Genomic DNA, 25,531 nt, shown 5'->3' with positions numbered 1-25,531 from the left:
AGAGAATGCTCATCACTACTGCCCCCTCTACCTTGCCATACCGATCTGGCAGTGCCATGATAAGTGTCTACGGTCATACCTATTTTCTTGTGCTGCACGTGTCGTAAACAGCACCCGCTATGAAAGGAAACACGATGAAAGCGATACAGTTATCCTACCCTGGTGGTATAGACGCCCTAACTCATACCGAACTGCCTCAACCGCCAGCACCGCAAGCTGGAGAAATTCAAGTACAACTGCATGCCAGTTCTTTGAACTTTCATGATCTATTGGTTGCCAAGCATACGACGGCCGCACAAAAGGGACGTATTCCGTTATCTGATGGTGCAGGCGTAGTCACCGCGGTAGGCGCTGGTGTCACGGAATTTGCAGTAGGCGATAAGGTCGTCTCGTGCTTCTTTCCCACATGGCAATCTGGCCCTGGTTTATTGGCCGACTTTAGTACCGTGCCTGGGGATGGCATAGATGGTTATGCCCGTGAATACGTGAATGCCGCCCCCGCCGCGTTCACCCTTTCGCCCACAGGCTACAGCCATGCTGAAGCCGCTACGCTAACTACAGCGGGGCTCACCGCTTGGGTAGCCTTAGTAGAAGATGGCAAGCTCAAAGCTGGCGATACGGTTTTGTTGCTAGGTACAGGTGGCGTATCCATTTTCGCATTGCAGTTAGCCAAATCCATGGGCGCCCACGTCATTGCGACTACGTCATCACACGACAAAGCAGCCCGTCTAAAAGAGCTGGGTGCAGATCATGTGATTCACTACCCATCTACACCTGAGTGGGGGAATCGCGTGCTAGAACTTACCCAAGGTCGCGGCGCAGATATCGTGGTTGAAGTAGGTGGCCCAGGCACCTTGGCGCAATCTATACGCGCTGCCCGTGTGGGTGGTCACATTGCGTTAATTGGTGTGCTGACCGGTTTCTCCGGCGATATCCCTACACGTGAGCTCATGGCCAAGCGCATCTCGGTACAAGGCGTACTGGTAGGCAGCAGAAGCGCACAGCAAGACATGGTACGGGCACTGAACCAACAAACATGGCACCCCATCATTGATCGCAGCTTCCCCCTGTCGGAACTCAGCAAAGCGTTCAGCTACCAAGAGTCTGGGCAGCACTTTGGGAAAATTGCGATAGAGATTTAAGACCTGTTTTATGTGAGTAATGGTCTGACATTAACGTCACGATGAGGAGGAAGTAACGACGCAGTTGCTCGTTACTTCCACTAGTTCTTTAGACGCACTGCTTTCTAACTGTGGGCTACTGTTAGCGGGCTTGCTCAGCATATTGCACCGTAATAATCCCGCTTTCCTTTATGAGCGGTAATCGCACAACAACACACTGTTTTTTAAACTCTCAGTGCTACAATAACAATCCATCTAGACGGATTGCCATGAGTAAAATCAACCGCCCCAAACAACCAGAAATCCTGCGCGCCAAGATTCTGAAAGCCACTCAGGACGTACTGCTTAGCGAAGGCCTTGCTGCACTCACACAAGAAAAAGTGCTTGCCCAACTGGATATTTCCAAAGGTGGCTTGCAGCACCACTTCCGCACCAAACAGCAATTATTGGATGCGCTGTTTGATCATGTGTATGAAGGCTTTGAAGAACTGTATAACGACGCCTTAGCACAAGAACCTGAAGGCCCTGCCCGCCATATGCGCGCCTATGTGATCGCTGCCAGTCGTAGCGGTAGTAAAGAAAAACTCTGGGGTCAGGCATTAGTTTTACTTGCTGTAGGCAATGCCAACTACCAAGCTCGATGGCAACGTAGTCTAGAAGAGATCGCCAAAGCTGACTCATTAGACCCCAGTAAACAATTAGCCTGCAGATTGTTTGCTGATGGCTTGTGGTACAGCTTGGTCATAGGGCCTGATCATCATATGGATCATGTTCAAAGCGCACTACAACACATCCTCACCCTCACTGAGTAAAGTACTCATATGTCATCCCCCTATATCCCTCTAGGCATCGCTATTGTTGCCGAAGTGATTGCCACCACCGCCTTGAAATCCTCGGCAAGCTTCACTCGTTTGATGCCCAGCATCATTACATTAGTAGGTTACGCCATCGCTTTTTATTGTTTGTCTCTGACGCTGAAAAGTATCCCTACTGGCATTGCTTATGCCATATGGTCAGGCGTGGGCATTGTGCTAATTTCGTTAGCAGGTTGGTTCATCCACAAACAAACTCTGGATGTGCCAGCGCTAATAGGCTTGTCGCTGATTATTGCTGGCGTCATTATTGTGAATGTATTTTCCAAGAGTGCTGCGCACTAACGCGCTCTAGAGTTATAGGGTGGCGTGCTCGGACACCTGTCCATAAGCCCGTTCGATCACGGCCACCAAATCTTGTATGGTTTTATGTTGGCTTTTGTTCTTCGCCACAAACATAGAATACAAATGACGTAGTACTGGTTCAGCCTTGCCCTGAAAGGGGCTAACCAATAAACCCGTCTCTACCTCGTGCTTGACGATGCGCTCGCACTCCACATAAAAGCCCATCCCTTCTTTGGCACTTTGTATGGCCTGTATGCCGCTGTTGAAATGAATGGCGTTACGGAAATTAAAGTCTTCTATGCCATTCACTCTAAACCAATCTGCCCAGTCTACTTCTTGGTTATCGTTAAAAATCAAAGGAAACTTCAACACATCACGAGGATGGCGAATTTTCTTTGCTAAGGCGGGTGCACAGTATGGCATCAAGGTATTGACGCCCAAGCGCTCTACCCCTTTTTTCTCCATAAACGACTCACCATACAGTACGGCAATATCAAACTCTCTAAATCTGTCGGTATTGGGAATGTACTCGCTGATGACGGCAAAACTCACCGACCCATCGCTAGTCTTCATGTAGTTTTGCAGTGCTGGGTTGATAATTTTGCTGCAGAACGTAGGGGAGCTATAAATGCGTACCAAACCCTCATCTGCTGCGGTTACGCCTCTAATCCCATCACGGATTTCACGCAGACCTTTTTCCACAGCCTGCAATAACATACGGCCATCTGCCGTCAAGGCTAACGCCCTGCCCTGACGGCTAAATAGCTCTACATTGAGATCCTCCTCAAGCTTGCGTATAGCTTGGCTGACAGCACTAGGAGACAGAAACAGCTCCTCCGCCGCCAGCTTGAATGACTCCATTCTCGCTGCAACCTCAAAAATCTCTAACCCGCTTAAATAGCTTGAAATACGCATTGTCGCCATGCTGACACCACCTTCAATGCCAAAATGGCTAATGCTAGTGGTACAGCCTGCCGCTACACAGATGCCAATATCACCTATATAACGCCTCCCTCTCGTGTGATAGCCACTCTTGCAGCACCAATTCCACGGTAATACACACTGGCGCTTCAGCACGCACAAACCTGCCTGAATAGACTACGCCTTGATTATCGGCCACCATGCCAAACAGTTTGGCTTCGGGCTGTGAACCGTTGCGTGTCACCTCACCACGCAGGGTCAGCAGCTCTACGGCATAGCCTGTAATATCAATGGGTGCAGCGTTTTCATGGCTGGGCTCGTTCACCAATAACTGCGCCCTGAATAAACTACCTAGCCCGCCCTTCACCAATACATGATCCATCTCGTAGTGAGCACAAATATCTTCTATGCCCAACACAAGATCGTCATTGCATTGCAGTCTGGCCTTCACGATGCGACCAGGCTCACCCTGTAATAATTGTGGTGTCATACCCTAGCCTCCGCTGAGACTACGGATGGATGAAACACATGCATCTGGGAAGTACTGTCTTTCTTGGCCACAAAACCAATATCTGCCGTCACTAATACTTGCACAGACAAGCCTTGTTTACCGACCACACAACGCGATAAATCTAAATGGCCACCAAAGGTAGTTTGGCTGGATTGTTCGATTAAGCAACCATGGCAATGCACCAGCGGTAAACCGTACTGGTCTTCACCCAATACCGCATCACCTGCCAATAACAAACATGGCCCAAACTCGTGACCTGCTCCATATTTCACAATGAATTTTCCTGCACTATCAGGGGGAGCTGTGTGACATACCCCGCTTTCTAGATAGCCAGGTTGGAAAGATAACAAGGCAAAACGTATATGTTGTGTCTGCTGTAATTGCTCCTGTATGGCCTGACTGATGGTCTGCCCTTCAGGTATATGAAGAAGAAACTCTTTTTCCCCATACGCAGCGGCTGTCAAAGCACGACTTTGTAACATGGCAACTCCTCCTCCGGTGCTGAGGTTATCAACCCGGCATAAACAAGTACGTGTAATACTTTATAAAGCTGAGCAGCCTTGTGGGCTGCGCAGCATTACCTGCCTACACACCATCAGTAGGACAGCATTTTCCGTATTTCTTTTTTAACGATCTTGCCATACCCAGACTTGGGCATGTTTTCCCAGAAGTAGTAATGGGTAGGCTGCTTATAGCGGGCAATCCTTCCCTGAATGAAGCTTTGCATTTGTTCGGTGTCTAACGTAGTGCCATTTTTAGGCACAATCACGGCTACCCCCACTTCCCCCCATTTCTCGTCAGGAATACCCAGAACGGCAATCTCGGAAATGTGTTCGTGAGTAAGAAACACTTCCTCAATTTCCCGTGGATACACATTAGAACCACCCGAGATATACATATCGGAATGACGACCTGTAATGTACAGGAATTGCTGCGCATCCATATGGCCTATGTCACCGGTATGGAACCACCCAAACTTAAAGGCTTCAGCATTAGCTTTGTCATTGTTGTCATAGCCCTTAAATACCGCAGGTCCACGCACGCAAATCTCGCCCGTTTCAAGAGGCGATAGTCGACGCCCCTGTTCATCTAGAATCGCTACTTCCATGCCGGTACGTGCATAGCCGCAAGTGCCGACTCGAGCATCTGGTGTGTCGTCTAGTTCATGCAGGTGTGGCGGCAATACCGTGATGTTGCCGGTGACTTCACCCAGACCATAATATTGCACCAGCACCTTGCCTAATTTTTTCAGGGCGTGCTTCTGATCACTGCGATACATGGGAGCACCAGCATAGATGACATACTTCAGCGAACTATGGTTATAGCGATCCACAGACTCGTGTTCAGTAAGAATCTTCACGATAGTGGGTACGGTGAACATGTTGTCCACACCATATTTTTCTACCAGTGACCAAACTTCTTCAGGTTCTAACTTGCTGCTGGCTGGCACTACACTGGCTGCCCCACGCGCCACGTTAACCAACGCATGAATACCTGCGCCATGCGAAAGCGGAGCCACCACCAACGAACGTGACTGATGCGTTAAGCCCGGCATTAGGTCTGCCAAGTGGTTGGTAATCACAAACGCCATTTGACCGTGCGTCAAAATACCGGCTTTGGGCATACCCGTTGTGCCAGAAGTATAAAAGAACCACAACGGATCGTCGTACTGCACCTCGGCGGCTTCAAACTCGCCGTCCTGCCTGTGGCTACTAAGCAAAGAGTCGTAGCTTAGCTCGCCAACTTTGGCATCACCGATGGCAATCACATGCTGCAAACTGGTGGATGCATCGCGGCAAGCTTGCACATGCGAGTCGAAACCTTCGTCGTAAATGATGACACTGGCACGACTGTGCTCCGCCAAATAGCTGATTTCATGTTCAGTAATGCGCACATTAGTGGGCACCCATACCGCCCCCAACTTAAACGCAACCCAACAACTTTCAAACAGCTGGACACGGTTTTTGGAATGCACCAGAATTTTGTCGCCATGCCCTACGCCTAATTGCTGCAACGCATGTGCCATGGCATCAACACGCGCATTCAACTCTTGCCAGGTATAGTGCTGCGTACCTTGTAGATACGCTGGCTCATGCGGCAAGCGGCGGCTGGCATCCGTTAATAAAGACCCAAGGTTTTTAACTGTGGACAGCATTTTCTACCTCTTAGTTACACCCTAGTAGGCTGACGTAGTTCGCCACAGCAGCCCCACCCATGTTGAACACACCTGCCATATCCGCATGCGGCAACTGCATATCGCCTGCTTGACCAGTGAGTTGCATCGCTGCCATCACGTGCATGGACACTCCTGTTGCACCAATAGGGTGCCCTTTGGATTTCAGGCCGCCAGAAGGATTAATAGGCAAAGCACCATCTTTGCGACTGACGCCATCCAAAATAACGCGAGCACCTTGGCCAGGTTCAGCCAAGCCCATCACTTCGTACTCGATAAGCTCGGCAATCGTGAAGCAATCGTGGGTTTCTACAAACGACAGGTCACCAATGCGTAGTCCTGCTGATGAAAGCGCTTGCTGCCACGCTAAACGCGCGCCTTCAAAGGCGATAGGATCTCGCTTGCTAAGCGGCAAGTAGTCGTTCACGTGTGCCACGCCGAGAAAATCTACACGGTTAGCGTGATTAGGCGTGTAGTGCCTATTGCTAATCACCATTGCTGCCACACCGTCTGACACCAAAGAGCAATCGGTACGTTTAAGTTTGCCTGCCACATAAGGGTTCTTTTCAGACTCTTGTCGGCAAAACTCGTAGCCAAAATCTTTACGCAAATGTGCGTAAGGATTATGTACGCCATTAGCGTGGTTCTTAGCGGCAATAGCGGCGAGGGCATCCAGTTGATCGCCATAGCGATCGAAATAGGTCTTGGCAATAATGTGGCCAAAGACGCCCGCAAATCCCCCCTCTACTTCGGCCTCTTCTTCAGCATACGAGCATTTCAACAAAACCTTGCCCACTTCAGCAGTAGGCAACGTGTTCATCTTTTCGTAGCCTATAACCAAAGCATGTTTGCTTTTACCAGAACGTACCGCATCCAGCCCTGAGTGCACGGCCGCCGAACCTGTAGCACATGCATTTTCTACGCGTACAGCAGGACGAAAACGCAGCTCTGGTACCTGATTAAAAATCAGGGAAGACGGGAAGTCTTGGTACAAGAACCCGCCATTGAAATGCCCAATATGTACGGAATCTATGTCTTCCCAGTCTAGCCCAGCATGCTCTACAGCTTGAGCCGCCATTTCAGCAATGGTGCGCTCAACATCCAGATTATCCAATTTGCCAAACTTGCTATGAGCCCAGCCTGATATAGAAGCATTAATCATTACCACATCACCCTACACATTAAGGTTGCAACACACCTGAAGCCAGGAAACCACCATCCACCGGCAACACATGTCCATTGATATACGACGCCCCTTCCGAGGCTAAAAACAGCACAGCGGCCGCGATTTCATTACTGCTGCCGTAACGCCCCATCGGCACGCGATCGGTATAGGCTTTACGCGCCTCATCGCTGTGCAACACCTGCGTAAGCGGTGTCTCAATAGGGCCTGGAGAAATACCATTGGCTGTGATGCCGTACTCGGACAACTCAATGGCCATTTGTCGGGTCAGGCCATATACAGCGGCTTTGGAGGTGCCATAGGCAGCTCGCCCAAAACTGGCGATTTCCCCGCTGATAGATGCCAGATTAATAATGCGCCCCCAACCATTCTTTTTCATGAGCCTGCCCGCATACTGCGACAGCAAAAACGGCCCCGTAACGTTGACGCGCATGACTAGATCCCAATGCTCTTTGGGGTATTCCAAATACGGAATGGTTTTGGCAATTCCGGCGTTATTCACCAGTACATCGCAACGCCCATACTCACGGTCTAGATAATCAAACAACCCCGCAATTTGCTCTTCGGAACCCACATCGAGTTTGTAGAAATCTACGGTGCAGCCTTGCGCTCGTAAGCGCTCTTGCAACAGCAGTGACCCTTCTTCGTTAATATCGGAAATGACGGTGATATACCCGTTGGTGGCAAAGGCTTCCACAATGGAGCTGCCTATGCCGTTCCCACCGCCTGTTATCACTGCTACTTTTTGATTCATCATGCTATTCATCCATTACAAAAAACCGATGGAAATCCAAGGCACCAAGGCAATGAAGATGGTGGTTACCAACAGCACTGCAAGGTATGTCCAACTTTTTGGCATCACGTGATCGGCATTCACTTTGCTGATCGCGCTGGCCGCATAAAAACCAATTCCTAGTGGTGGGGCAAACAGGCCTATACCCATAGAAAGAATGATGACGATGGCGTAATGCACATCATGAATACCTAGGGACTGCGCCGCTGGAAACACCAAGGGGCCAAATAGCACAATGGCGGGAATACCTTCCAACATGCTGCCCAACAAAATAAACACGGCAATACTGACCAACAAGAAGCCCACTGCGCCACCTGGCATATTGGTGAGGTGCTCAACCAAATACGAAGAGAATCCTGACTGTGTCAGCGCCCAAGCCATAGCGGTAGCTGCACCGATAATCAGCAAAATGGCACCCGACAGCGAACACGCTTCTACCAACAGCTTGTACGTATTGGAAAAATCCAGTGAGCGCGTGATGTGCTGCATGATGAGCGCATAAGCAATCACATAGACAATCCCGATGGCAGCCACTTCCGTTGCTGTCGCAATACCATTCACCACGCAGAAACGAATCAAGATAGGCAGGAAAATGACCGGCAAGGCGTACAGCAATGTGCGCATCACTTGGCTCATCGGTGCTTTTTTCACGCCTTTGAGATCAATCTTGCGCGCTTTGTAGGCACACACCAAAGCGATGGCGACCGTACATACAAAAGCTGGTAACAACCCGCCAATGAACAACGCACTAATGGATACGCCACATACCGCCCCTACCGTAATCAAGACCAAGCTAGGTGGAATGGTTTCAGTCATCGCACCGGTGGCCGACAACAAAGCAGCTAGCTCGTGCTCATCCGCACCACGTTTTTTCATTTCAGGAAACAACGCAGGAGCAACCGCCGCCATATCAGCCACTTTGGATCCTGAAATACCCGACACCAAGAACATGGCCCCTAGTAATACGTAGTTCAGACCGCCGCGTACGTGCCCCAGCAAAGACGACATAAAGTCGATCAATACTTTGGCCATGCCGCTTAGCTGTAATAACGCACCCAAGAAGATAAACAACGGTACCGACAACAGCACCATGTGCGATACGCCTTCGTCGATGCGGCTCACAATGATCATGCTAGGTACTTCGGCCACATGCACCACATACGCCAAGGTGGAAATACCGAAGGCAAATGCGATAGGAATACCGCAAATCACCGCAGCACCTAACATCACCACAAAGAACAACACCAAGTTCAAGTTGCCCAGGTCGTACAAGTCGTAGGCGAAGTAATCAAGGGCATACCAAATCACCGCTATGACTGCTGCTGAGGCCAACACACTGGCTACGCTAGAGCGCTCTATTAACTGTGCTACAGCAATAAACACCACCAACCCAAAGCCCACAGGAATAGCTGATGCTCTGAAGCCATCAGGTATGTTTAGCGCAGGCGATGTCACGGCCATTTGTTCAGAGGCGTGTGTCATACCGGGTTCTAGTAGCAAACAGGCAAACACCAACACCACCATCAACCCAAAGGTTTCCAACCATGCTCGGTTGGACTCTGACAAACGCCCCACCACGGCTGTTAAGCGCATATGTTCAGAGCGGTTTAGTGCCACCACCGCCCCCATCATGCACAGCCAAATAAATAGGGATTGCGCTAGCTCATCGGACCACACCAATGGGCTATGCAAGAAATAGCGGAACACCACGCTCACAAACAGGATCAACGACTCGACCAGCAGCAATGCGACTGCTATGGCTTCAACAGCACGCATTACTCCTGTTTTGAATGCTAAGAAACCGTGTTTGAATGAGTAGGTAGTGGGCGCTGGCATGACCTCGGCCCCCGCACTCATGACAGGCTCCCTACCGCGCGTTCTAGGGTGCTCCACAATTCATTGCCAAAGGTTTTGTGCCATTCTTCGTAGAAGCCTGCTTGTCTGAGCTTGTCACGGAATGGGCCTGAATCTACGTCGTTAAAGACCATGCCTTGGCCCTCTAACGTATCTTTGATGTTCAAGGACAATTGCACCAAATCAGCACGCTCATTCATGGCAGCTTGATTAGCGTGTTTTTGAATTAAAGCTTGTACATCGTCAGGCAAACTTCTGAACTTGTTTTTATTGGCCAAGAACCAGAAACCATCCCACATGTGGTTGGTGACTGATAAATATTTTTGTACTTCGTACAACTTGGCGCTTTCTACCAAGGTAATGGGGTTTTCTTGCCCATCAGCAATTTTGGTTTGCAGAGCTGAATAGGTTTCAGCGAAGTTAATGGTAGTAGGTGCCGCGTCAAAGCCTCGGAACATGGACGTCCACAATGGGCTTGGGGGTACACGTAACTTCAGCCCCACTAAGTCTTCTGGGGTGTAGATTGCTTTATTACTAGTAGTGATGATTCGGAAGCCGTTATCCCAGATTTTCTCAAATGCCATCAATGACGAGTTGTCTTCGATAGTTTGGCGTACGGCAGCGCCTAAATCGCCATCCATTGCGCCCCATACTTGATCGTAATTCTGGAAGGCAAACCCTACCCCAGAAATTTGTGTATTGGTAATCAACGAACCCAAAATAATGGGAGACAGCATAAAGAAATCTACGGCACCAGAACGGATTTGTGCCAAGGTGTCAGTGTCGTTACCCAACTGGCTGCTGGGATAAATGCGGATTTCGATTTCACCATCGGACTCAGCCGCTATAGCTTCTACCATTTCTTTAGCCCGTATGTTCATAGGGTGGCTAATGGGTAGATTATTGGCGTATTTGAGTCTGAATTTAGGACGCTTTTTAGCCCATGCTGGTTGGGTGTAACCAGCACCCAAAACCGTTGCTGCGGTGAATAAAGAACCAGCCTTAATGAAATGTCTACGCGTAACGTTACTCATTTTGTCTCCTCCTTGAGGATGGGGAAACAGACTTCAATAAATAATGTTTTAAGAGGCGAAGTCTGCGTTTTTATAATTTATGAACGAGACTATATTGCCCGCGAAACATAGGGCTAACAAACGATAAATTTTGCTTTATAAGTAAGCTTAGCTAACCTATGACAATCCTTAATTCATGCGCGTTGCACCGCCTAGGGACATACCCTTAAGCAAGAGATAAACAGGTTGACGTGACCGTATTTTTCTTCTGAGCATTTTTTGCCCACCTCAGCAAGACGGGCTTGATTCCGAGCTTTGTGACAGATGTCATCAGACTATCCCCAAGCTTATACACAGCAGCTGTGCACAACCTACAAATAGACACACAGCTAGCATTTGGAACCAAAGTTTTTTGCTCTAAATCAATAGTTTATGCTTTAGTTATCAAATCCAAAGCGATGTTGAGCCAAGTCAAATGCTGGCCATGAACCTCAGTCTATCCTGTTCTCAAATTACGAGATTTATTGCCTAGACTGCATGTGATCTAACGTTTTATATAGGCACTATTAAGGTGTCTCACCTTGGGGGGTAAAGATGAAAAAAACCAAAAATTTGCGCTCGGCCAGTAAGACCATGGGAATTTTTCCATCGGTGGACAGCGCTGAACAAGCAGTCAAAGAGCTATCTCATATTTTGTCTGACGACTCTACTCGAGTCATCGTGGTTGAACCCAACGACCCCGCCCTGGAAGCAAAACTAAAAAATGAATACACCTATATGGGGCAAGCGGCTATTTCCGCGCACATCTGGTCTGCGGTCATAGGGGTGCTGGTAGGCGTTGTGTTTTGGGCAATGCTGTATTACTCCAAGGTCCCAATATTCGTGCATGAAGCACCTACCGCGCTGCTCGGGTCCATCTGTGTTTTCTTGCTGATTGGCGTACTCATAGGCTGTTTAGTCGCCTACATGCCAAGCGGCAACAATATTATTCGCCCTACCAAAGAAGCAACAGCAAACGGTAAATGGGTGGTTATGGCCTACCCCATTTCAAGCCGTGAAAAGAAAGCAGCTGTGGCCTATTTTGGCCAACAGAATCACGCTAGAGCATAATTACCATAAGCGAGTTTCTCCCCCTGCACGCCCTGACATTCTTGTAATGCTCAGGGTGTTTTTTTAGCGACTGCGTTATCCACTGGATGTGTGCATAAGTGTGGGGACAGCCTAAGCATACCTTGCCCAACGCGAACAAATACGCGCCTGTATCAACACTGAGCAAAAACTGCTCAGTGCCACATTACTCACAATCATTAACATCTCTGTCGTGTTATATATGCAGCAAAAACATGGTTTATTCCCCCTGTATATAACGCGCCACCGTATACTTCTAATTTTCCCTGCTAATTGAGAATACTTATGTTGAAAATCGTTTCCCAAGCTGTGACTGCTGGTGCTCTGAGCTTGGCCATGTTGAGTCCTGCTGCTGCACAAGATGCACAAACCATGGTTGGTTTGGCTGAGTTGGGTGGTGTAATGCACGCTGCTGCTGAGACTTGCGGCACCTACTCCAGCTCTGAATTGGCTGAAATGAAATCCCAACAAATGGCTGCTCTGAAAGAAATGGGCGTATCCGAAGCTGATTTCAACACAGCATTTGACTCTGGCTTCAGCCAAGGCAAAGAGCAGATCAGCGGTGCTACTGCTGAACAGAAAAAAGAAATGTGCGACGAATTGGCGAAAATGAAGTAATTCGTTGAATGATCAGGAAGCAGCACGTTGTGCCGCTTCCTGAACTTGCCATAGCTCGTGCCAATCACGCGCATACTGAACACGCATTTCATCTGCACTGATTTTCTTGAACCCTAAGGCTCGCCAAAACTGGTTTGCTGGTTCTTTATGTACATCCGTCTCTAGATGTACTGCCTGCACAGCTTTCTCGCCTGTCCAGCGCAAAATTTGCCCCCACAACAAACGCCCATACCCTTGTCGTTGCGACAATGGCCGTATGTAGAACTCGGCCACTTTCGCCACATCAGGGTTCTGCGTATCTATCCACACGTTGGCTAACCCTACAGGCACCTTATCATCACACAGCAATAAAAATGCTCTAGGGCCTTCTGCATAACGCTGAATGAGCAAATCAGCATCGCACTGCTCACCTGCCCAGTTTTGATCCAGATACTCTTGGTATAGCGCAATAAAATTCGCCCAATGAGAGGTATTTGGCACAACCAAAATACTGTTCAGCATAGGTTTTCCTTGATGGTGGACGTTTTATATAGAGTGTTCTATAGAGGTGACCGCGGTATGTATAACGTAATTTACTCCCAACGATACTCCAAAATCTCGTCGCCTGCGTCATCAAATTCACCCGTAGAACGCCAACCTAAGTATCGATAAAAACCATAAGACCTAACCTGCGCATCGGCTGCACAGCTAAGGAAAAGCCTCTCTACGCCTGCGGCTTTCATGTCTTGCATCACCAAATCCAGCAGTTGCTTACCGATGCCTTGATTTTCATACTCAGGTAACAAGGCCAGCACTAACACTTCACCTTGCGCCACTTCGCCAAAGCAGTAACCCACCATGTGCTGATCGTCCACACACACATAGCCAAAACACTCACCATTCTCTATGCCTTCGGCCCATGTTTGAGCCGTAATACCCAACTCGGCCAAATCGTCACGCGAGAATGCATTCTCACGTGTTAAACCACGAATCTCTATACATTGCTCTGCATCAGAAGCAACAGCTGCTCTATAATTAATCATTAAAAACCCGTGAATAAATTTTAATCTACCATGCCAAAAAATATACAAGCAGCCTGCGGCGCTGTCATTATCGACAATAATAAAATTTTACTATTAAAAAGAAAGAAAAACCCAGAATCCAGCCACTGGGGAATCCCTGGCGGGAAAATAGATTGGATGGAAAAAATTGAAGATGCTGTAGTACGCGAAACCCTAGAAGAAACCGGCTTGCATCTCACATCACTCTACTTACTGGTAAACATTAACCACTTTGATCTTGAGCACGATGAACATTGGTTAGCAGGCGTATATTTGGCGACGTCCTTCCATGGTGAGGCACAATTACAAGAGCCTGAAAAACATGCTGAACTAGGCTGGTTTCCTCTGGATAATCTACCGTCCCCATTAACACAGGCCACCCAACAAGCAGTTGCTGCTTACACCTACTACAACGAAACTCCTCCAACCAAATTGGCGTAGCACTACAGGGGCTTTATTGCCCCAGTTTGATACTTATTCTGCCGCTTGTGTCTCTACGCTCACTACAGATTCTTGATGTTGCTGCGATCTAAAAATTCGGTCATAAACCAGATTAAAGAAAAAGGCGAAGAACAAATAAAACGCCACAATCCATAAATCCATAATCAATGCTTTGACTAGCGTTATATTCAAATACCAAGAAATAAATGGTATTAATAGGAACAATAAACCGAACTCAAATAATATAGCGTGAAGAACTCGATCTTTTACAGTTTTATCTAATTTACCGCGCAGTCGGTAAATGACTTTATCGTAAAGGATGTTATAAACAAAGTTCCAAAGTGTGGCCACAATGGATGATACTATTCCCACCACTCCCATAGCGGCGATAGAGTACCCTAGGAAATAGGTAAAAATGGGAATAAATAGCATCAATGCTATGACCTCAAACATCAAGGCATGCCTGATACGATCGGCTAAACTTCTGGCTTGCATCATCAATCCACGTTATACAGCGAAGCGTATGTTATACACGCAGCTTTTCTCTCTACCAAGTTGATAACCATCGCTTTAATAGATATATGAACCTTTCCATTGATCAACTACAGGCGCTGGTATGGGCTGTGCAAGCAGGCTCGTTTTCACAAGCAGCTAAGCAAGCAGGACGTTCACAATCGGTGATCAGTACACACATCGCTAACTTGGAAGCCGATCTAGGTGTACAGGTGTTTGATCGCAGCACCCGTATTCCCACGCTGACTCCGGAAGGTGAAAAGATCTATCAAGAAGCAGAGTTCATTTTGCAACGCCGCCAACACCTAATACAAATGGCGCACAGCTTTGAAAAGCAGCATGAAAGCCGTGTGGTGATGGCTATAGACGAGGTATTCCCTGAATCACTGCTCGCCATTTTATTGCATGAGTTTTCTCTGCACTTTCCACACACTGAGGTGGAAATCTACTTCCCGCTAATGGACGACGTAGAGGACTTAGTTGAGCAAGGTACAGTAGACATAGGCGTGTCATGGCGACAATCCCCCAGCCGAGATAGCCTACGTTTTACACCCATAGGTAGCGTACCGTTGGTACTGGTATGCGGGCGAGAACATCCGTTGCGCGATGTATCGCCTATTACGGTAGATGAGCTGCGCAAGCACAGACAGATTTTGATTTCTGGCCGCAATCACAGTTTGAGCAAAAAAACACTCAAGCTGTCACTGGAGTCTTGGTATGTGGAAAGTCACTGGGTCTCTATGCAAATGGTGATGAATCACATAGGTTGGGCTTTTGTGTCCAAATACGCCTATGACAACTTTTTGCACAAAGACCAGCTCGCCCTACTAAACGTACTAGACACCCAACTGCGGGATATAGACCAAAGCGTGCATATTGACGTGATTACCAGCCAAAGCAAGCACATAGGCCCTGCCTTGCATTGGCTGATACAACGCTTCCAGAACAGCGTATTACCGCAATCTTAACGCACTAACGTTGCCTTAATGGCTGCTTGATTGGCTTCCCAGTATGCGTAAAGCCCTGCTACTTCATTGGTACACAGCGATGGCATACATGCGTGCAAGTGCTCTAACGACCAATTCCACCATGCCATTTCCAGCAATTGCTCAATCACATCGTCGGGAAAACGTTTTTTAATCTGACGCGCTGGATTGCCGCCCACTACGCTGTAGGGCTCAACGTTTTTGGTGACAACTGCACGGCTAGCAATCACCGCTCCATGGCCAATTTCCACACCAGGCATGATTAAGGCTTCGGTACCTATCCACACATCATGCCCCACAATGGTGTCACCTGCTGGTGCGTACGCATTTTCAGAAGCAGCGAAAGCAGGTTCTTCTGGCATAAAGAAAAAGGGGAACGATGAGATCCAATCGTGCCTATGACCTTGATTACCGGCCATCATGAAGGCCACACCGCTACCTATGGAGCAAAAATCACCAATGCGCAGCTTATCTACATCGTCGCGGTCTGGCATGAGGTAGCGGGCGCAATCATCAAAGGAGTGCCCATGATAATAACCAGAGTAGTAGCTGTAACGCCCCACCTCGATATTGGGATTGGTGACTTGCTCCGAGAGCAGTTTGCCTCGGAAAGGACTTTCAAAATAATTCGTCATAATGTGTTTTATTCTATGATCTTTGCCTATCCCTTGTGAGGATACGGCTTTGAGACCTAAGGCTTTAGCATAGACTACAATACTGTTTTTAAGCCCTAGTTGCTTACTGTATTCCTATTTCTTTCTCTGCACACCTATTAGCTATGTTCACAGGTATAGTTCAAGGCAAAGCACGCATTGCCACCCTTAAAGATCACAATGGTCTACGCACTCTAGAACTAGAGTTTCCTGCCGGCTTCTGCGAAGGGCTGGAGATTGGCGCTAGCGTCTCGGTGGATGGCGTCTGTCTGACCGTTACCGAATTACTTTCTGACACCATGGCATCGTTTGATGTCATGCTGCAAAGTCTGAACATCACGACGTTGTCACAATACCAAGAGGGTACCTTGGTCAACGTAGAACGCGCCGCTAAAGACGGTGCTGAAATTGGTGGTCACCCGTTGTCTGGGCATGTGGATTTCGTAGGTACCATCAACCTCATCCAGATTTTCGATGACAACAAACAAGTACGCTTCAGCGTGCCACCAGAGTTCTGTCGCTATATTTTTGCCAAGGGCTATATCGCGATTAACGGTGCCAGCCTGACTGTGTCTGAGGTCAACAAACAAGAAAACTGGTTTGAGGTATGGCTCATTCCAGAAACCCGCCGTGTGACCACGCTAGAAGACAAAGACGTGAACGACACCGTGAATATTGAAATAGAACGCGGCACCCAAGTAGTGGTAGACACCATTCGTGACAGCATTCAAGAAAGCTTGGGCAGCTTGCAGCCTTTATTAGAAAAGCTGCTGCAATCCCAAGGGATCTCGCTGGAAGAACAATTATTCAGCCAGCAGCTACAACGCCTGAACCAATCTACCAAACCCTAAGCACCACATCACCACCTAGGGTTACAAACATCCTGCCATCATGACGAGGCAGGATGTTTTTTTTCAGACTGCCGCACCAGCGCCCACACCATCACCAACGCACCCAACATGATTCCCACGGCAGACCACGATACGGCACTAAACGCCTTATCGAAGGCCTGCAATGCCGCGTGCAGCAAAGGCTGAGCCGATTCCGCTGGCATATTGCCAATCAAATAACGCACCTCATCCAAGCTATCCACAGCGCTAGGCAAATTCATGCTGTTGGCAGTGGCCAGCATATAGGCACTGTAAACAGCCGACATCACACTGCCCATCACAGCCACACCCATGGCACCACCCAGTTCATACGAAATTTCTTCTAATGAACCCACCATACCCACCTGATTAGCCGGTGCTTGTTCTAACACTGCATAAGAAGCAGTAGTCATGGCAGCACTTAGTCCGCACCCCAACAAAATCAAACTGGCGGCTCGCGGCCACGTACCCATTTCATGCAGAACAGCAAAGCAGGTCATACCAATCAATGACAACAACACCGCCAACACCAACAAACGCTGGTACGGCAAATAGCGCATGGCATAACCACTTAATGGCCCAGCTAATAATGCCGAGATAGGCAACGGCAGCAATATCAGGGCAGCATTAAAAGGAGAATGCTCTAGCACCAACTGCAACTGCTGCGTAAAGGCGAACTCCACACCCGACAAGGTAACTGAACTTAAAAAGGCTGTAATCACTCCTGCGCTGAACAGCGGATTTTTAAAAATAGTAAAACTTAATAGCGGATAAGGGCCATGCAGTTGCCTATGAGTGAACCACCCCAGAAACACAAATGCCATGACCACACTGCCCAAAAAGTAAGTCCATGAGGTATTGGGCAAAGCGGCTTCTTTTAATGCACTAACCGCAGCAATTAGGCCCACCATCACCAGCAATGAACTGTAGCCATCCCACTTCTTATGGGTAGATGCAGGTTTCTGCTTAGGAACTACCCAGACACTCACTACCAAGGTGAGCACCACAATGGGCACGTTAATGAGAAATACCGACCCCCACCAGAAATACTCCAACAAGATACCGCCCACCACAGGCCCCATCGCCGCTCCACCTGCTGCAATGGATGACCACACACCAATGGCTAACGAACGCTCTTTTTCATCGGTAAACACATCACGAATAATCGCTAATGTCGCGGGCATCATCATTGCCGCCCCCAACCCTAAGGCGGCACGCGCAATAATTAATACCAAGGAAGAAGGCGAGAACGCAGCCCACAGCGAGGCCAAACCAAAGACCACCAGGCCGCCTATAAACATGCGGCGGTGGCCTATGTGATCCCCTAGCGACCCCATCCCCAAAAGCAGGCCCGCTACAACCAAGGAGTAGGCGTTCACAATCCACAGTTTTTCACTGGTGGTGGTATGTAACGCCGCACTCAAGGAAGGCAAAGCGGTGTACAACACCGTGATATCCACCACAATCAACAATAACGCACTGGCTACAGCCACCAGTGTGAGCCAACGATAGCGGTACGGTATTACCCTGTTTTCTGACAGCATACTTTCCTACTAAAACAACTAGTGATTGATAAATTGCTGATCGGCTAATCGCCTGTCCTCATCATTGACGGATGTCAGCTTGGACAAATGTTTACCCAGCCAATGGCGTAAGTCATCCATGTAGCTATACACCACAGGAATGAACACCAGACTGAGCACGGTAGAGGTTAATAACCCACCAATCACCGCTGCGGCCATTGGTGCCCTAAAACCGGCATCTGCACCGGTACTGAGCAAAATAGGAATCATCCCTGCCACCATCGCAATGGTAGTCATCACAATAGGGCGTGCTCGCTCTTTACCCGACTGCATCAATGCCTGAGCGCGGTCCATGCCGGCTCGGTATTTTTCCGAGGCAAAGTCCACCAACAAAATGGAGTTCTTTGTCACGATACCCATCAACATCAAGATACCGATCACGGCAGACAAATCTAAGGTTGCCCCTTGCAGCAATAACCCTGCGAATGCCCCACCCATGGACAGCGGCAATGCCACCAAAATAGTGAGTGGTTGTAGGAAGTCTTTGAACAACAGCACCAAAACGGCATACACCATCAAAATACCGAAGCCCATCGCTAACGCAAACTTCTCGAACATTTCGGTCAGAAACTCAGCATCGCCATACTTCATCAGCGTTACGCCTGTGGGTAAGTCTTGCATCTCGGGCAAGGCATACACGCTTTCTAACACCGTACCTAAAGACTGCCCGGGTTGTAGGTCGGCCTCTACGGCAATACGACGCATACGATCAAAACGTTCAATTTGCGCAGGCCCCACCCCAAAACTGACATCAGCCACGGTATGCAAAGGCACCGTACCACCATGTTGTGACGGTACGCGTAGCTGACGCAGGGTTTCCAAGTCATTACGATCTTGTTCGCTTAACAGCACACGTATAGGCACCTGCCTATCTGAAGCCGTAAAGCGTGCCGAACTGGCGTCAATCTCACCTACTGTGGCAATACGTAACGCAGCACCTACGCTTTGAGAAGTGACACCGGCTCGCGCAGCCTCATCGGTACGTAACTGTATTTGCAGCTCGGGGCGAGCCAATGGCTCTTTGACCTGCACGTTAGCAATGCCATTTAACTCCTCCATTTGCTTACGCAAACGGTGCGCGGATTGCGAAAGCGCCTGCCCATCAGCACTGACCAAAATCACTGAGACATCACGACTATCGCCACCCGTAAACGAAAACTGCACATCTTCGAATTGGGCTAGTTCACCACGCAAGCGTTGCTCCACCTGCTTCTGCGAGGCATCGCGCTGAGATAACGGCACCAACCGTATCAACATGGAGCCTGACGCCACACCAGAGTTGTCTTCCCCGTCGCTACCGCTACTGGCGAATACTGCCTCTATCTCGGGATGCTGACGCACCTTTTGCGACATGGCGACGATTTTGGCATCAGTTTGCGCCAAGGTAGCACCGGGGGGCAACTTCACCTGTATGTTGATTAGACTCTGATCCCCCTCAGGCATAAAACCTACGGGAATGAGCGGCAACAACATGGCTGATGCCACCAGAAAGATAGCCCCCACCCCCAAGGTGCGACGTCTATGATTCAACGCCCACTCCAAAATAGACAGGTAACGTTTCAATATACCTTTCACAGGAGCTTGGGCGGCATGCAACTTGCTTGCCGGTAAGGGCTGCAATATGTACGCAGCCAACAACGGCGTTGCTAACCTCGCTACCAATAACGATGCCAACACAGCTGCCGATACCGTCACCCCAAACTGCTCAAAATACTGACCAATGTAGCCACCAATAAAACTCACTGGCAAAAACACCGCCACAATGGTTGCAGTAATGGCTACTACAGCAAACCCGATGGCATCCGCTGCATCAATAGCCGCTTGATAGGGACGCTTACCTTGGTAGAGGTGCTGCTCAATGTTTTCTACCTCTACGATAGCGTCATCCACCAAAATACCAATCACTAAGGTCAACGCCAGCAACGTAATACTGTTCAGGGTGTAATCCAACAGCATCATGACCACAAACGTAGGCAAGATAGACAGTGGCAACGCAATCGCTGCCACCACCGTTGCACGCCAACTGCGCAGGAATACGAACACTACCAACACAGTTAGCAGCGCCCCTTCCAACAGCGTTTTCATGGACTCTTTGTAGCTGTCCTCGGTGTATTTCACCAAAGACAAAATAGGCTGAATACGTATATCGCTATGGCTTTGTTGCAGTGACTGAACACCCTTCTCTACCAGCTCAGCCACCACCGTATCGCTAGCGCCTTTGCTACGAAACACCGAAAAACCCACGACTTCACGCTCAGCTAATCGTGCTTTGCTACGACGCTCGGCACTGCCATCGCTGACCACGGCTAACTCGGACAACACTGCCCAACGCCCATCCGACAAAGCTATAGGCAACTGCGCCAACTCGGCTACATCTTTGGTTCCACCCAATATACGTATGGCCAGTTCACGACCACTCAATACGGCTCGCCCACCGGGCTCATCAATATTGCTGCGTACTAATTGCGCGTTAACGTCCTCGGCGGTAATACCTAAGGCCTCTAGCCTATCGGGACGCAACTCTACGCGTATTTCTCGCTTAGCACCGCCTAACCGTTGTACGCGCTGCACGCCAGGTTCGGCTAACAGCACACGGCTAACGCGGTCATCTACAAACCACGACAACTCTTCTGGCGAACGCTCGGTAGAACTGATGGCGTAATACAGAATTGCCCCACCCTCTACGTCCACACGTGTTACCTGCGGCTCTAATATGCTTTGCGGTAACTCTGAACGTATGGTGGTGATGGCATCCCGTACATCGTTTGTGGCTCTGTCTGGGTCTACACCCAAGTTGAACTCAACGGTGGTAAGCGAAGTACCTTCATTTAAGGTAGACGTAATATGACGCACGCCCGCCATACCCGCTACGCTTTCTTCCACCTTACGGGTAATGGCGTTTTCCAACTCGCTAGGTGCTGCACCGGGCTGCGTCACCAGCACCGTCACAATAGGAAACTCCACCCTAGGGTTTGAGTTAATAGGCAGCTTCAGAAACGCTAACCATCCTGCGATGGTCAGCATAAAAAACAGCACTAAAGTGGGGATGGGCCTACGTATAGCCCAAGATGACAACTGCGAATTCATGGCTGAGCGCGCTCCAACTCATGCACTTCTACATGATCGCCATCTTTCACAAACGCGAAGGCAGTGGCCACCACGCTTTCTCCGTTATTCAAGCCTTCCACAATTTCCACCCACTGTGCATCTTGCCAACCTATACGCACGGGCTGGTACGACACCACCCCGCCGCTAACCACTTTCATCACGGCAGCTTCCCCTTGGCTATTCACCGACACGGCACTAGCCGGTACAGCAATCGCCAAAGTATGGCTAGGTAGCGTTAATTCTGCTCTACCAAACATGCCCGCCATTACTACTGACGGTAAGGCGTTCAAGGTGATACGCACCGACCCCATACGTGATGCTTTATCCACTTGTGCTGACACCAGTCGTACAGACCCTGGGGCCGCTTCGGTTTGCCCTGTCCACTGCACAGCGGCAGGCATGCCGTTATGCAACTGCGCTAACAGCCCTTCTCCTACATCGCCTTCCAGCTCAATTACGCTGTTTTTAGCGAGCGTAAATAACGCATCATTCCCCACTTGAGCACCGGCCTGTGCGTGACGCTGCAACACCAGCCCTTCAACCGTGGCAACAATACGCGTTTTATCCAGTTGCTCTTGTTGCTCAGCCAACTCAGCCTGTGCCTTGTTCAGAGCAGCTTGTGCAGCTTGCCATGTCGCTTGTGCTGCTTGTGCTTGTGTGCGTCGCTCATCTAACGTTTGTGCGCTGACTGTGCCTTGGCTTAGCGCGGTGACACGTTTGAGGTTTTTCTGTGCCTCTTGATGCAGTGCCAACTTTTCCTGCAGTTCGGCGGTAGCGCTGGCTACACTTGCTTGCGCTTGCTGTACTTGAGCGCGTTGCACGGTGCTGTCTAACTCGGCCAACAACTGGCCGTGTTGTACACGCTCACCCTGCTCTACCAACACGCTTTCTATACGCAGCCCAGTTAATGCCGTACCGACTTCAACGGTGTCTTTGGCGACCAACGAACCACTCACCCGTGCGCGTGGATGCAACACCACCTCATCGGCTTTGATGGTGCTAATGCGCAACAACGGTTCTTCGGGCACGACGTCTTTGCCAGATAGCAAAAGCCACACTGCCAGCAATACCAACACGCATAAACCGCCTATGCTCCACTTGCTGCGTAAGCCCGTCAGCACGGCGTTAGGTTTTTCTGTAGAACTATTCATAGTGATGCAGCAAACTGTACGTTTTTTTGTTAGACTGATTAGTCGATCTATTATTTAGAAGATGCTCTACGCTGTCAACTTCTGCTTTGCACACCTTATGCATTCACGTCGCCCATTCGCTTTGCGTCACTCTGTTATCGCACTTGGACTCAGCCTTGCGTTGTCTGCGTGCACCAACACACCCACCTTGCCAGATCAACATGTTCCCCTCGCTGCAAACTGGGCACAACAACATGCTTTACTCGCACAAACGCCCGATATTGATCCTACTTCGTGGTGGACAGCTTTTCATGACCCCGTCTTGGATGCCTTAGTCGCCAAAACACAGGCTCAAAACCTGTCACTGGCGCAAGCTGCCTATAGGTTGCATAGCGCCAGAGCCTTAATACAACAAGCGGTAGCAGCGGGTTTGCCTGAAATTACGGCTAAAGCAGAGACTCAGCATCAGCGCAAACTCTCTTCTTCGCATAATGCCTCGCCACTCATGGACCCCACGGTCGATGGTGATCTAGCCCCTGACTCTGAACGCACAACCGGCTATTACCAAGCAGGCTTTGATGCGGCGTGGGAGCTGGATTTATTTGGCCGCGTATCATCCCAACGTGATTCAGCCCGCAGTGCTGCTGGTGCGGCCTATAGCGACTTACGCCATGTACATGTCAGCGTGGTAGCAGAGGTGGTACGCAACTACGTGGAGTTACGAGCACAGCAACAGCGGCTAGCCCTGACGGAACAAAATCTGGCAGATCAAACTACGCTTTTGCAACGCGCCCAAGAACGACACGCAGCAGGCCTAATTGCCGATTACGAGCAAGACCAAATTCATGCTGATCTGATTAGCCTGCAGCAGCAACAGCTACAACTACAGCAAGCGCTACAACAAACACTGCTACGCCTAGCCGTGTTAACAGGCGAATCTAGCGTGGATACAGAATTACGTGTACTTTCCCCCCTGCCCAATCCGCAACAATTGGGCTTCAGCATGCTGCCCATTGAGTTACTGCGTGTACGCCCAGCGATTCAACAAGCAGAATTTAAGGTGGCACAAGCCAGCGCTGAACTAGGGGTAGCGCAAGCTGATCTCTACCCTCGCTTACGCTTATTGGGCAATCTCAGCATCAGCGACAATCTGACGGGTAAACCGTTATTGGGTCGCACAGAAATTGCAGGTGGTTCTTTTTCGCTTAACATTCCGCTACTTGATTGGGGAGCCAGACGAGCGGTGGTCAATGCGCGTGAAGCACAGCTAGCCGAAGCCATTTTGGCGTACCGTGAAGCAGTATTAGAAGGCGTGGAAGAAACCGAAAATGCCTTGTTAGCGATCGCTACACACACCACTACCGTGCAACAAGCCCAACAAAAACTGGCGTTTACTCAACGCGCCTTAGACAGAGCCCAAGAGCTGTATCAACAGGGCATGATTCCACTGCACGAATTATTGGATGCTTCGCTGCAAAAACGTCGCAGCCAAATAGAGGTAGTAAATGCCCAAGCCGAACAAGCCAGCGCTGTTATTGCGCTGCATAAAGCCGTGGGTGGCGCTGAATTGCCTGCTAGTTTGTTAGACATGCAATCCGCGCTGCACCCACGCTCATAACAAGTTAAGGCTGAGATGGTACCGTTTCGAGTAACCACGTCTTCATATCAGTGATTACTGTATCCAGATGCGCTTGGCCTTGTGCGTCATTAAACACATGGTCTAACTGAGGATAGGTTTTATAGTGGACGTTCGTGCGCCCTGCCGCGTTCATCTCACCCATCATCTGTCCAACTGCAATGGGGCTCACCGAGCGGTCTTGTCCACTTTGTATGATTAACACCGGTGAGTTCACTTTCAGCAAAGTGGCTTGTTGATCGTGATCTTTCATGGCTTTCCACCAGCGCACCCCATGACCGTTAAGTGCAGCTTCCTCTGTGGGTGCCCTGTCTATCATCGCAAAAAAACCCTCTATATCGTTCGCGGCATTAGAATTTACTTCCTCTGGCGGAACCCCTGCTGTCATGCTGTACAGCATGTCATCTTTGAACCAACGGCCACCACCATTAAAGGCCACGCTGGCATCTACCACGTCTGATTGAGCAGCTAACATAATCGCTGTCACAGCCCCCTCACTACCACCCACCACAAACACTTGTTTGTAGTCATTTTGTTTTTGCAACGCATCCAATACAGCACTGTAATCTTGAACACGTTGATATATCGTATCGTTAATCAAGTTATCCAGTGGGCAATCGCTTCGGTCAGGATCGGCGCTCCATGCAATAGATGCATCTAGGCTGTGTTTTTCCACGGTTAGTACATCAGCATTAGGCAGCATAGGCACAAAGGCCTCTTGTATGCGTGGATTGTTTTGTACGCTATTACAATCAGAGCCCTGCATAATCACCAACAACTGCTCAGCCGGCTGTGACGCAGCCTGTTTCACATAATAGGTAATCTCTGAACCGTCAGCCCGCAACAACGTGGCAGGAGTTTGCGCCCAAGCCGTAGCCCCTGCAAAAACCAACATGCCACCTAGTGCCCATCGCTGCCAATTGCCTACACCTACACTACTTTGCCTATACACGTTCGTACTCCTATACGTTATTCATGTCTTACCGTTACGCTACGTGTGGAACATAGTACACGCGGTACTTACCCTCTCGTAGCTAAAAAGTGTGTCATCCCACTACACAAACATATGCTGACGTTCACCTCTGAACAGTCCGCTTACT

At 49.3% G+C, this 25,531-nt stretch carries 25 protein-coding genes; 9 read left to right on the top strand and 16 right to left on the bottom strand.

Features of this window, described 5'->3' with window-relative positions:
* Positions 1–134: 134 nt before the first annotated feature.
* The 3 genes from AC3QL0_RS04200 (at position 135) to AC3QL0_RS04190 (ending at position 2,278) form a co-directional block, all read left to right on the top strand.
* Positions 135–1,142, top strand: a complete 1,008-nt coding sequence (locus tag AC3QL0_RS04200) for a zinc-dependent alcohol dehydrogenase family protein (RefSeq protein ID WP_493010218.1) — start codon at positions 135–137, stop codon at positions 1,140–1,142.
* 248 nt (positions 1,143–1,390) lie between these two features.
* Positions 1,391–1,933 (top strand): TetR/AcrR family transcriptional regulator, encoded by a 543-nt coding sequence (locus AC3QL0_RS04195; protein WP_493010217.1) that lies wholly within the window; start codon positions 1,391–1,393, stop codon positions 1,931–1,933.
* 9 nt (positions 1,934–1,942) lie between these two features.
* Positions 1,943–2,278 carry an SMR family transporter gene (locus AC3QL0_RS04190; RefSeq protein WP_493010216.1) on the top strand — a complete coding sequence of 112 codons (336 nt, stop codon included), beginning with the start codon at positions 1,943–1,945 and terminating at the stop codon, positions 2,276–2,278.
* Positions 2,279–2,290: 12 nt separating this feature from the next.
* Here AC3QL0_RS04190 and AC3QL0_RS04185 read toward each other — a convergent pair whose 3' ends face one another.
* The 8 genes from AC3QL0_RS04185 to AC3QL0_RS04150 all read right to left on the bottom strand — a co-directional run bounded on the left by AC3QL0_RS04185 (position 2,291) and on the right by AC3QL0_RS04150 (position 10,747).
* Complete coding sequence (locus AC3QL0_RS04185) at positions 2,291–3,202, bottom strand: LysR family transcriptional regulator (RefSeq protein ID WP_493010215.1); 912 nt, start codon at positions 3,200–3,202, stop codon at positions 2,291–2,293.
* A 70-nt stretch (positions 3,203–3,272) separates the two neighbouring features.
* Positions 3,273–3,689 (bottom strand): PPC domain-containing DNA-binding protein, encoded by a 417-nt coding sequence (locus tag AC3QL0_RS04180; RefSeq protein ID WP_493010214.1) that lies wholly within the window; start codon positions 3,687–3,689, stop codon positions 3,273–3,275.
* Positions 3,686–4,192 carry a PPC domain-containing DNA-binding protein gene (locus AC3QL0_RS04175; protein ID WP_493010213.1) on the bottom strand — a complete coding sequence of 169 codons (507 nt, stop codon included), beginning with the start codon at positions 4,190–4,192 and terminating at the stop codon, positions 3,686–3,688. The genes AC3QL0_RS04180 and AC3QL0_RS04175 overlap by 4 nt, the downstream gene beginning before the upstream one ends.
* Positions 4,193–4,305: 113 nt before the next feature.
* Positions 4,306–5,865 (bottom strand): acyl-CoA synthetase, encoded by a 1,560-nt coding sequence (locus AC3QL0_RS04170; RefSeq protein WP_493010212.1) that lies wholly within the window; start codon positions 5,863–5,865, stop codon positions 4,306–4,308.
* Between the two features lie 10 nt (positions 5,866–5,875).
* Positions 5,876–7,045 (bottom strand): acetyl-CoA acetyltransferase, encoded by a 1,170-nt coding sequence (locus tag AC3QL0_RS04165; RefSeq protein WP_135865295.1) that lies wholly within the window; start codon positions 7,043–7,045, stop codon positions 5,876–5,878.
* A 19-nt stretch (positions 7,046–7,064) separates the two neighbouring features.
* Positions 7,065–7,823: an SDR family NAD(P)-dependent oxidoreductase gene (locus AC3QL0_RS04160; RefSeq protein WP_493010211.1), complete on the bottom strand. Its 759-nt coding sequence runs from the start codon at positions 7,821–7,823 to the stop codon at positions 7,065–7,067.
* A 12-nt stretch (positions 7,824–7,835) separates the two neighbouring features.
* Positions 7,836–9,716, bottom strand: coding sequence for a TRAP transporter large permease (locus AC3QL0_RS04155; RefSeq protein ID WP_493010210.1), 1,881 nt, complete (start codon positions 9,714–9,716; stop codon positions 7,836–7,838).
* Positions 9,713–10,747 carry a TRAP transporter substrate-binding protein gene (locus AC3QL0_RS04150; RefSeq protein WP_493010209.1) on the bottom strand — a complete coding sequence of 345 codons (1,035 nt, stop codon included), beginning with the start codon at positions 10,745–10,747 and terminating at the stop codon, positions 9,713–9,715. The genes AC3QL0_RS04155 and AC3QL0_RS04150 overlap by 4 nt, the downstream gene beginning before the upstream one ends.
* A 573-nt stretch (positions 10,748–11,320) precedes the next feature.
* Here AC3QL0_RS04150 and AC3QL0_RS04145 point away from each other — a divergent pair.
* Both AC3QL0_RS04145 and AC3QL0_RS04140 read left to right on the top strand, forming a co-directional pair.
* Complete coding sequence (locus AC3QL0_RS04145) at positions 11,321–11,836, top strand: hypothetical protein (RefSeq protein WP_493010208.1); 516 nt, start codon at positions 11,321–11,323, stop codon at positions 11,834–11,836.
* A 303-nt stretch (positions 11,837–12,139) separates the two neighbouring features.
* The gene (locus AC3QL0_RS04140) at positions 12,140–12,472 is read left to right on the top strand and encodes a hypothetical protein (protein WP_493010207.1); all 333 of its coding nucleotides are present in this window, start codon (positions 12,140–12,142) and stop codon (positions 12,470–12,472) included.
* A gap of 12 nt (positions 12,473–12,484) precedes the next feature.
* Here AC3QL0_RS04140 and AC3QL0_RS04135 read toward each other — a convergent pair whose 3' ends face one another.
* Positions 12,485–12,973 carry a GNAT family N-acetyltransferase gene (locus tag AC3QL0_RS04135; RefSeq protein ID WP_493010206.1) on the bottom strand — a complete coding sequence of 163 codons (489 nt, stop codon included), beginning with the start codon at positions 12,971–12,973 and terminating at the stop codon, positions 12,485–12,487.
* A gap of 71 nt (positions 12,974–13,044) precedes the next feature.
* Positions 13,045–13,494 carry a GNAT family N-acetyltransferase gene (locus AC3QL0_RS04130; protein WP_493010205.1) on the bottom strand — a complete coding sequence of 150 codons (450 nt, stop codon included), beginning with the start codon at positions 13,492–13,494 and terminating at the stop codon, positions 13,045–13,047.
* A 30-nt stretch (positions 13,495–13,524) separates the two neighbouring features.
* Between AC3QL0_RS04130 and AC3QL0_RS04125 the strand changes: the two genes are divergently transcribed.
* Positions 13,525–13,953: an NUDIX hydrolase gene (locus tag AC3QL0_RS04125; protein ID WP_493010204.1), complete on the top strand. Its 429-nt coding sequence runs from the start codon at positions 13,525–13,527 to the stop codon at positions 13,951–13,953.
* 33 nt (positions 13,954–13,986) lie between these two features.
* Here AC3QL0_RS04125 and AC3QL0_RS04120 read toward each other — a convergent pair whose 3' ends face one another.
* Positions 13,987–14,451 carry a PACE efflux transporter gene (locus AC3QL0_RS04120; RefSeq protein ID WP_493010203.1) on the bottom strand — a complete coding sequence of 155 codons (465 nt, stop codon included), beginning with the start codon at positions 14,449–14,451 and terminating at the stop codon, positions 13,987–13,989.
* An 83-nt stretch (positions 14,452–14,534) separates the two neighbouring features.
* On the opposite strand from AC3QL0_RS04120, the gene AC3QL0_RS04115 reads away from it, so the two are divergent.
* Positions 14,535–15,434 (top strand): LysR family transcriptional regulator, encoded by a 900-nt coding sequence (locus AC3QL0_RS04115; RefSeq protein ID WP_493010202.1) that lies wholly within the window; start codon positions 14,535–14,537, stop codon positions 15,432–15,434.
* On the opposite strand, the gene catB is transcribed toward AC3QL0_RS04115, so the two are convergent.
* Positions 15,431–16,087 carry a type B chloramphenicol O-acetyltransferase gene (gene catB / locus AC3QL0_RS04110; protein WP_493010201.1) on the bottom strand — a complete coding sequence of 219 codons (657 nt, stop codon included), beginning with the start codon at positions 16,085–16,087 and terminating at the stop codon, positions 15,431–15,433. The two genes, AC3QL0_RS04115 and catB, sit on opposite strands and share 4 nt — an antisense overlap.
* A gap of 143 nt (positions 16,088–16,230) precedes the next feature.
* On the opposite strand from catB, the gene AC3QL0_RS04105 reads away from it, so the two are divergent.
* On the top strand, positions 16,231–16,956 hold the full coding sequence (locus AC3QL0_RS04105; RefSeq protein WP_430224159.1) for a riboflavin synthase subunit alpha: 726 nt from the start codon (positions 16,231–16,233) through the stop codon (positions 16,954–16,956).
* A gap of 38 nt (positions 16,957–16,994) precedes the next feature.
* On the opposite strand, the gene AC3QL0_RS04100 is transcribed toward AC3QL0_RS04105, so the two are convergent.
* From AC3QL0_RS04100 to AC3QL0_RS04090, 3 genes are read right to left on the bottom strand one after another with little or no spacing between them, the layout of a single operon-like run.
* Positions 16,995–18,518 carry an MFS transporter gene (locus AC3QL0_RS04100; protein WP_493010200.1) on the bottom strand — a complete coding sequence of 508 codons (1,524 nt, stop codon included), beginning with the start codon at positions 18,516–18,518 and terminating at the stop codon, positions 16,995–16,997.
* Between the two features lie 18 nt (positions 18,519–18,536).
* Positions 18,537–21,644, bottom strand: a complete 3,108-nt coding sequence (locus AC3QL0_RS04095) for an efflux RND transporter permease subunit (RefSeq protein WP_493010199.1) — start codon at positions 21,642–21,644, stop codon at positions 18,537–18,539.
* A complete protein-coding gene (locus AC3QL0_RS04090; RefSeq protein ID WP_493010198.1) occupies positions 21,641–22,816 on the bottom strand; it encodes an efflux RND transporter periplasmic adaptor subunit in 1,176 nt (391 codons plus the stop codon). The genes AC3QL0_RS04095 and AC3QL0_RS04090 overlap by 4 nt, the downstream gene beginning before the upstream one ends.
* A gap of 97 nt (positions 22,817–22,913) precedes the next feature.
* Between AC3QL0_RS04090 and AC3QL0_RS04085 the strand changes: the two genes are divergently transcribed.
* Positions 22,914–24,413 (top strand): efflux transporter outer membrane subunit, encoded by a 1,500-nt coding sequence (locus tag AC3QL0_RS04085; RefSeq protein ID WP_493010197.1) that lies wholly within the window; start codon positions 22,914–22,916, stop codon positions 24,411–24,413.
* Positions 24,414–24,417: 4 nt separating this feature from the next.
* Here AC3QL0_RS04085 and AC3QL0_RS04080 read toward each other — a convergent pair whose 3' ends face one another.
* The gene (locus tag AC3QL0_RS04080) at positions 24,418–25,383 is read right to left on the bottom strand and encodes an alpha/beta fold hydrolase (RefSeq protein ID WP_493010196.1); all 966 of its coding nucleotides are present in this window, start codon (positions 25,381–25,383) and stop codon (positions 24,418–24,420) included.
* Positions 25,384–25,531: the final 148 nt, after the last annotated feature.

The organism is Paenalcaligenes sp. GW821-LYS-B07-1 (assembly GCF_058803365.1).
Note: the sequence above shows the minus strand (reverse complement) of the source record. Positions and strands in the feature narration are given on the sequence as shown.

Bases quoted from the DNA above. Each gene is read 5' to 3' on its own strand.
- AC3QL0_RS04200 (WP_493010218.1), top strand. From the start codon at position 135: ATGAAAGCGATACAGTTATCCTACCCTGGTGGTATAGACGCCCTAACT.
- AC3QL0_RS04195 (WP_493010217.1), top strand. From the start codon at position 1,391: ATGAGTAAAATCAACCGCCCCAAACAACCAGAAATCCTGCGCGCCAAG.
- AC3QL0_RS04190 (WP_493010216.1), top strand. From the start codon at position 1,943: ATGTCATCCCCCTATATCCCTCTAGGCATCGCTATTGTTGCCGAAGTG.
- AC3QL0_RS04185 (WP_493010215.1), bottom strand. From the start codon at position 3,202: ATGGCGACAATGCGTATTTCAAGCTATTTAAGCGGGTTAGAGATTTTT.
- AC3QL0_RS04180 (WP_493010214.1), bottom strand. From the start codon at position 3,689: ATGACACCACAATTATTACAGGGTGAGCCTGGTCGCATCGTGAAGGCC.
- AC3QL0_RS04175 (WP_493010213.1), bottom strand. From the start codon at position 4,192: ATGTTACAAAGTCGTGCTTTGACAGCCGCTGCGTATGGGGAAAAAGAG.
- AC3QL0_RS04170 (WP_493010212.1), bottom strand. From the start codon at position 5,865: ATGCTGTCCACAGTTAAAAACCTTGGGTCTTTATTAACGGATGCCAGC.
- AC3QL0_RS04165 (WP_135865295.1), bottom strand. From the start codon at position 7,045: ATGATTAATGCTTCTATATCAGGCTGGGCTCATAGCAAGTTTGGCAAA.
- AC3QL0_RS04160 (WP_493010211.1), bottom strand. From the start codon at position 7,823: ATGATGAATCAAAAAGTAGCAGTGATAACAGGCGGTGGGAACGGCATA.
- AC3QL0_RS04155 (WP_493010210.1), bottom strand. From the start codon at position 9,716: ATGAGTGCGGGGGCCGAGGTCATGCCAGCGCCCACTACCTACTCATTC.
- AC3QL0_RS04150 (WP_493010209.1), bottom strand. From the start codon at position 10,747: ATGAGTAACGTTACGCGTAGACATTTCATTAAGGCTGGTTCTTTATTC.
- AC3QL0_RS04145 (WP_493010208.1), top strand. From the start codon at position 11,321: ATGAAAAAAACCAAAAATTTGCGCTCGGCCAGTAAGACCATGGGAATT.
- AC3QL0_RS04140 (WP_493010207.1), top strand. From the start codon at position 12,140: ATGTTGAAAATCGTTTCCCAAGCTGTGACTGCTGGTGCTCTGAGCTTG.
- AC3QL0_RS04135 (WP_493010206.1), bottom strand. From the start codon at position 12,973: ATGCTGAACAGTATTTTGGTTGTGCCAAATACCTCTCATTGGGCGAAT.
- AC3QL0_RS04130 (WP_493010205.1), bottom strand. From the start codon at position 13,494: ATGATTAATTATAGAGCAGCTGTTGCTTCTGATGCAGAGCAATGTATA.
- AC3QL0_RS04125 (WP_493010204.1), top strand. From the start codon at position 13,525: ATGCCAAAAAATATACAAGCAGCCTGCGGCGCTGTCATTATCGACAAT.
- AC3QL0_RS04120 (WP_493010203.1), bottom strand. From the start codon at position 14,451: ATGATGCAAGCCAGAAGTTTAGCCGATCGTATCAGGCATGCCTTGATG.
- AC3QL0_RS04115 (WP_493010202.1), top strand. From the start codon at position 14,535: ATGAACCTTTCCATTGATCAACTACAGGCGCTGGTATGGGCTGTGCAA.
- catB (WP_493010201.1), bottom strand. From the start codon at position 16,087: ATGACGAATTATTTTGAAAGTCCTTTCCGAGGCAAACTGCTCTCGGAG.
- AC3QL0_RS04105 (WP_430224159.1), top strand. From the start codon at position 16,231: ATGTTCACAGGTATAGTTCAAGGCAAAGCACGCATTGCCACCCTTAAA.
- AC3QL0_RS04100 (WP_493010200.1), bottom strand. From the start codon at position 18,518: ATGCTGTCAGAAAACAGGGTAATACCGTACCGCTATCGTTGGCTCACA.
- AC3QL0_RS04095 (WP_493010199.1), bottom strand. From the start codon at position 21,644: ATGAATTCGCAGTTGTCATCTTGGGCTATACGTAGGCCCATCCCCACT.
- AC3QL0_RS04090 (WP_493010198.1), bottom strand. From the start codon at position 22,816: ATGAATAGTTCTACAGAAAAACCTAACGCCGTGCTGACGGGCTTACGC.
- AC3QL0_RS04085 (WP_493010197.1), top strand. From the start codon at position 22,914: ATGCATTCACGTCGCCCATTCGCTTTGCGTCACTCTGTTATCGCACTT.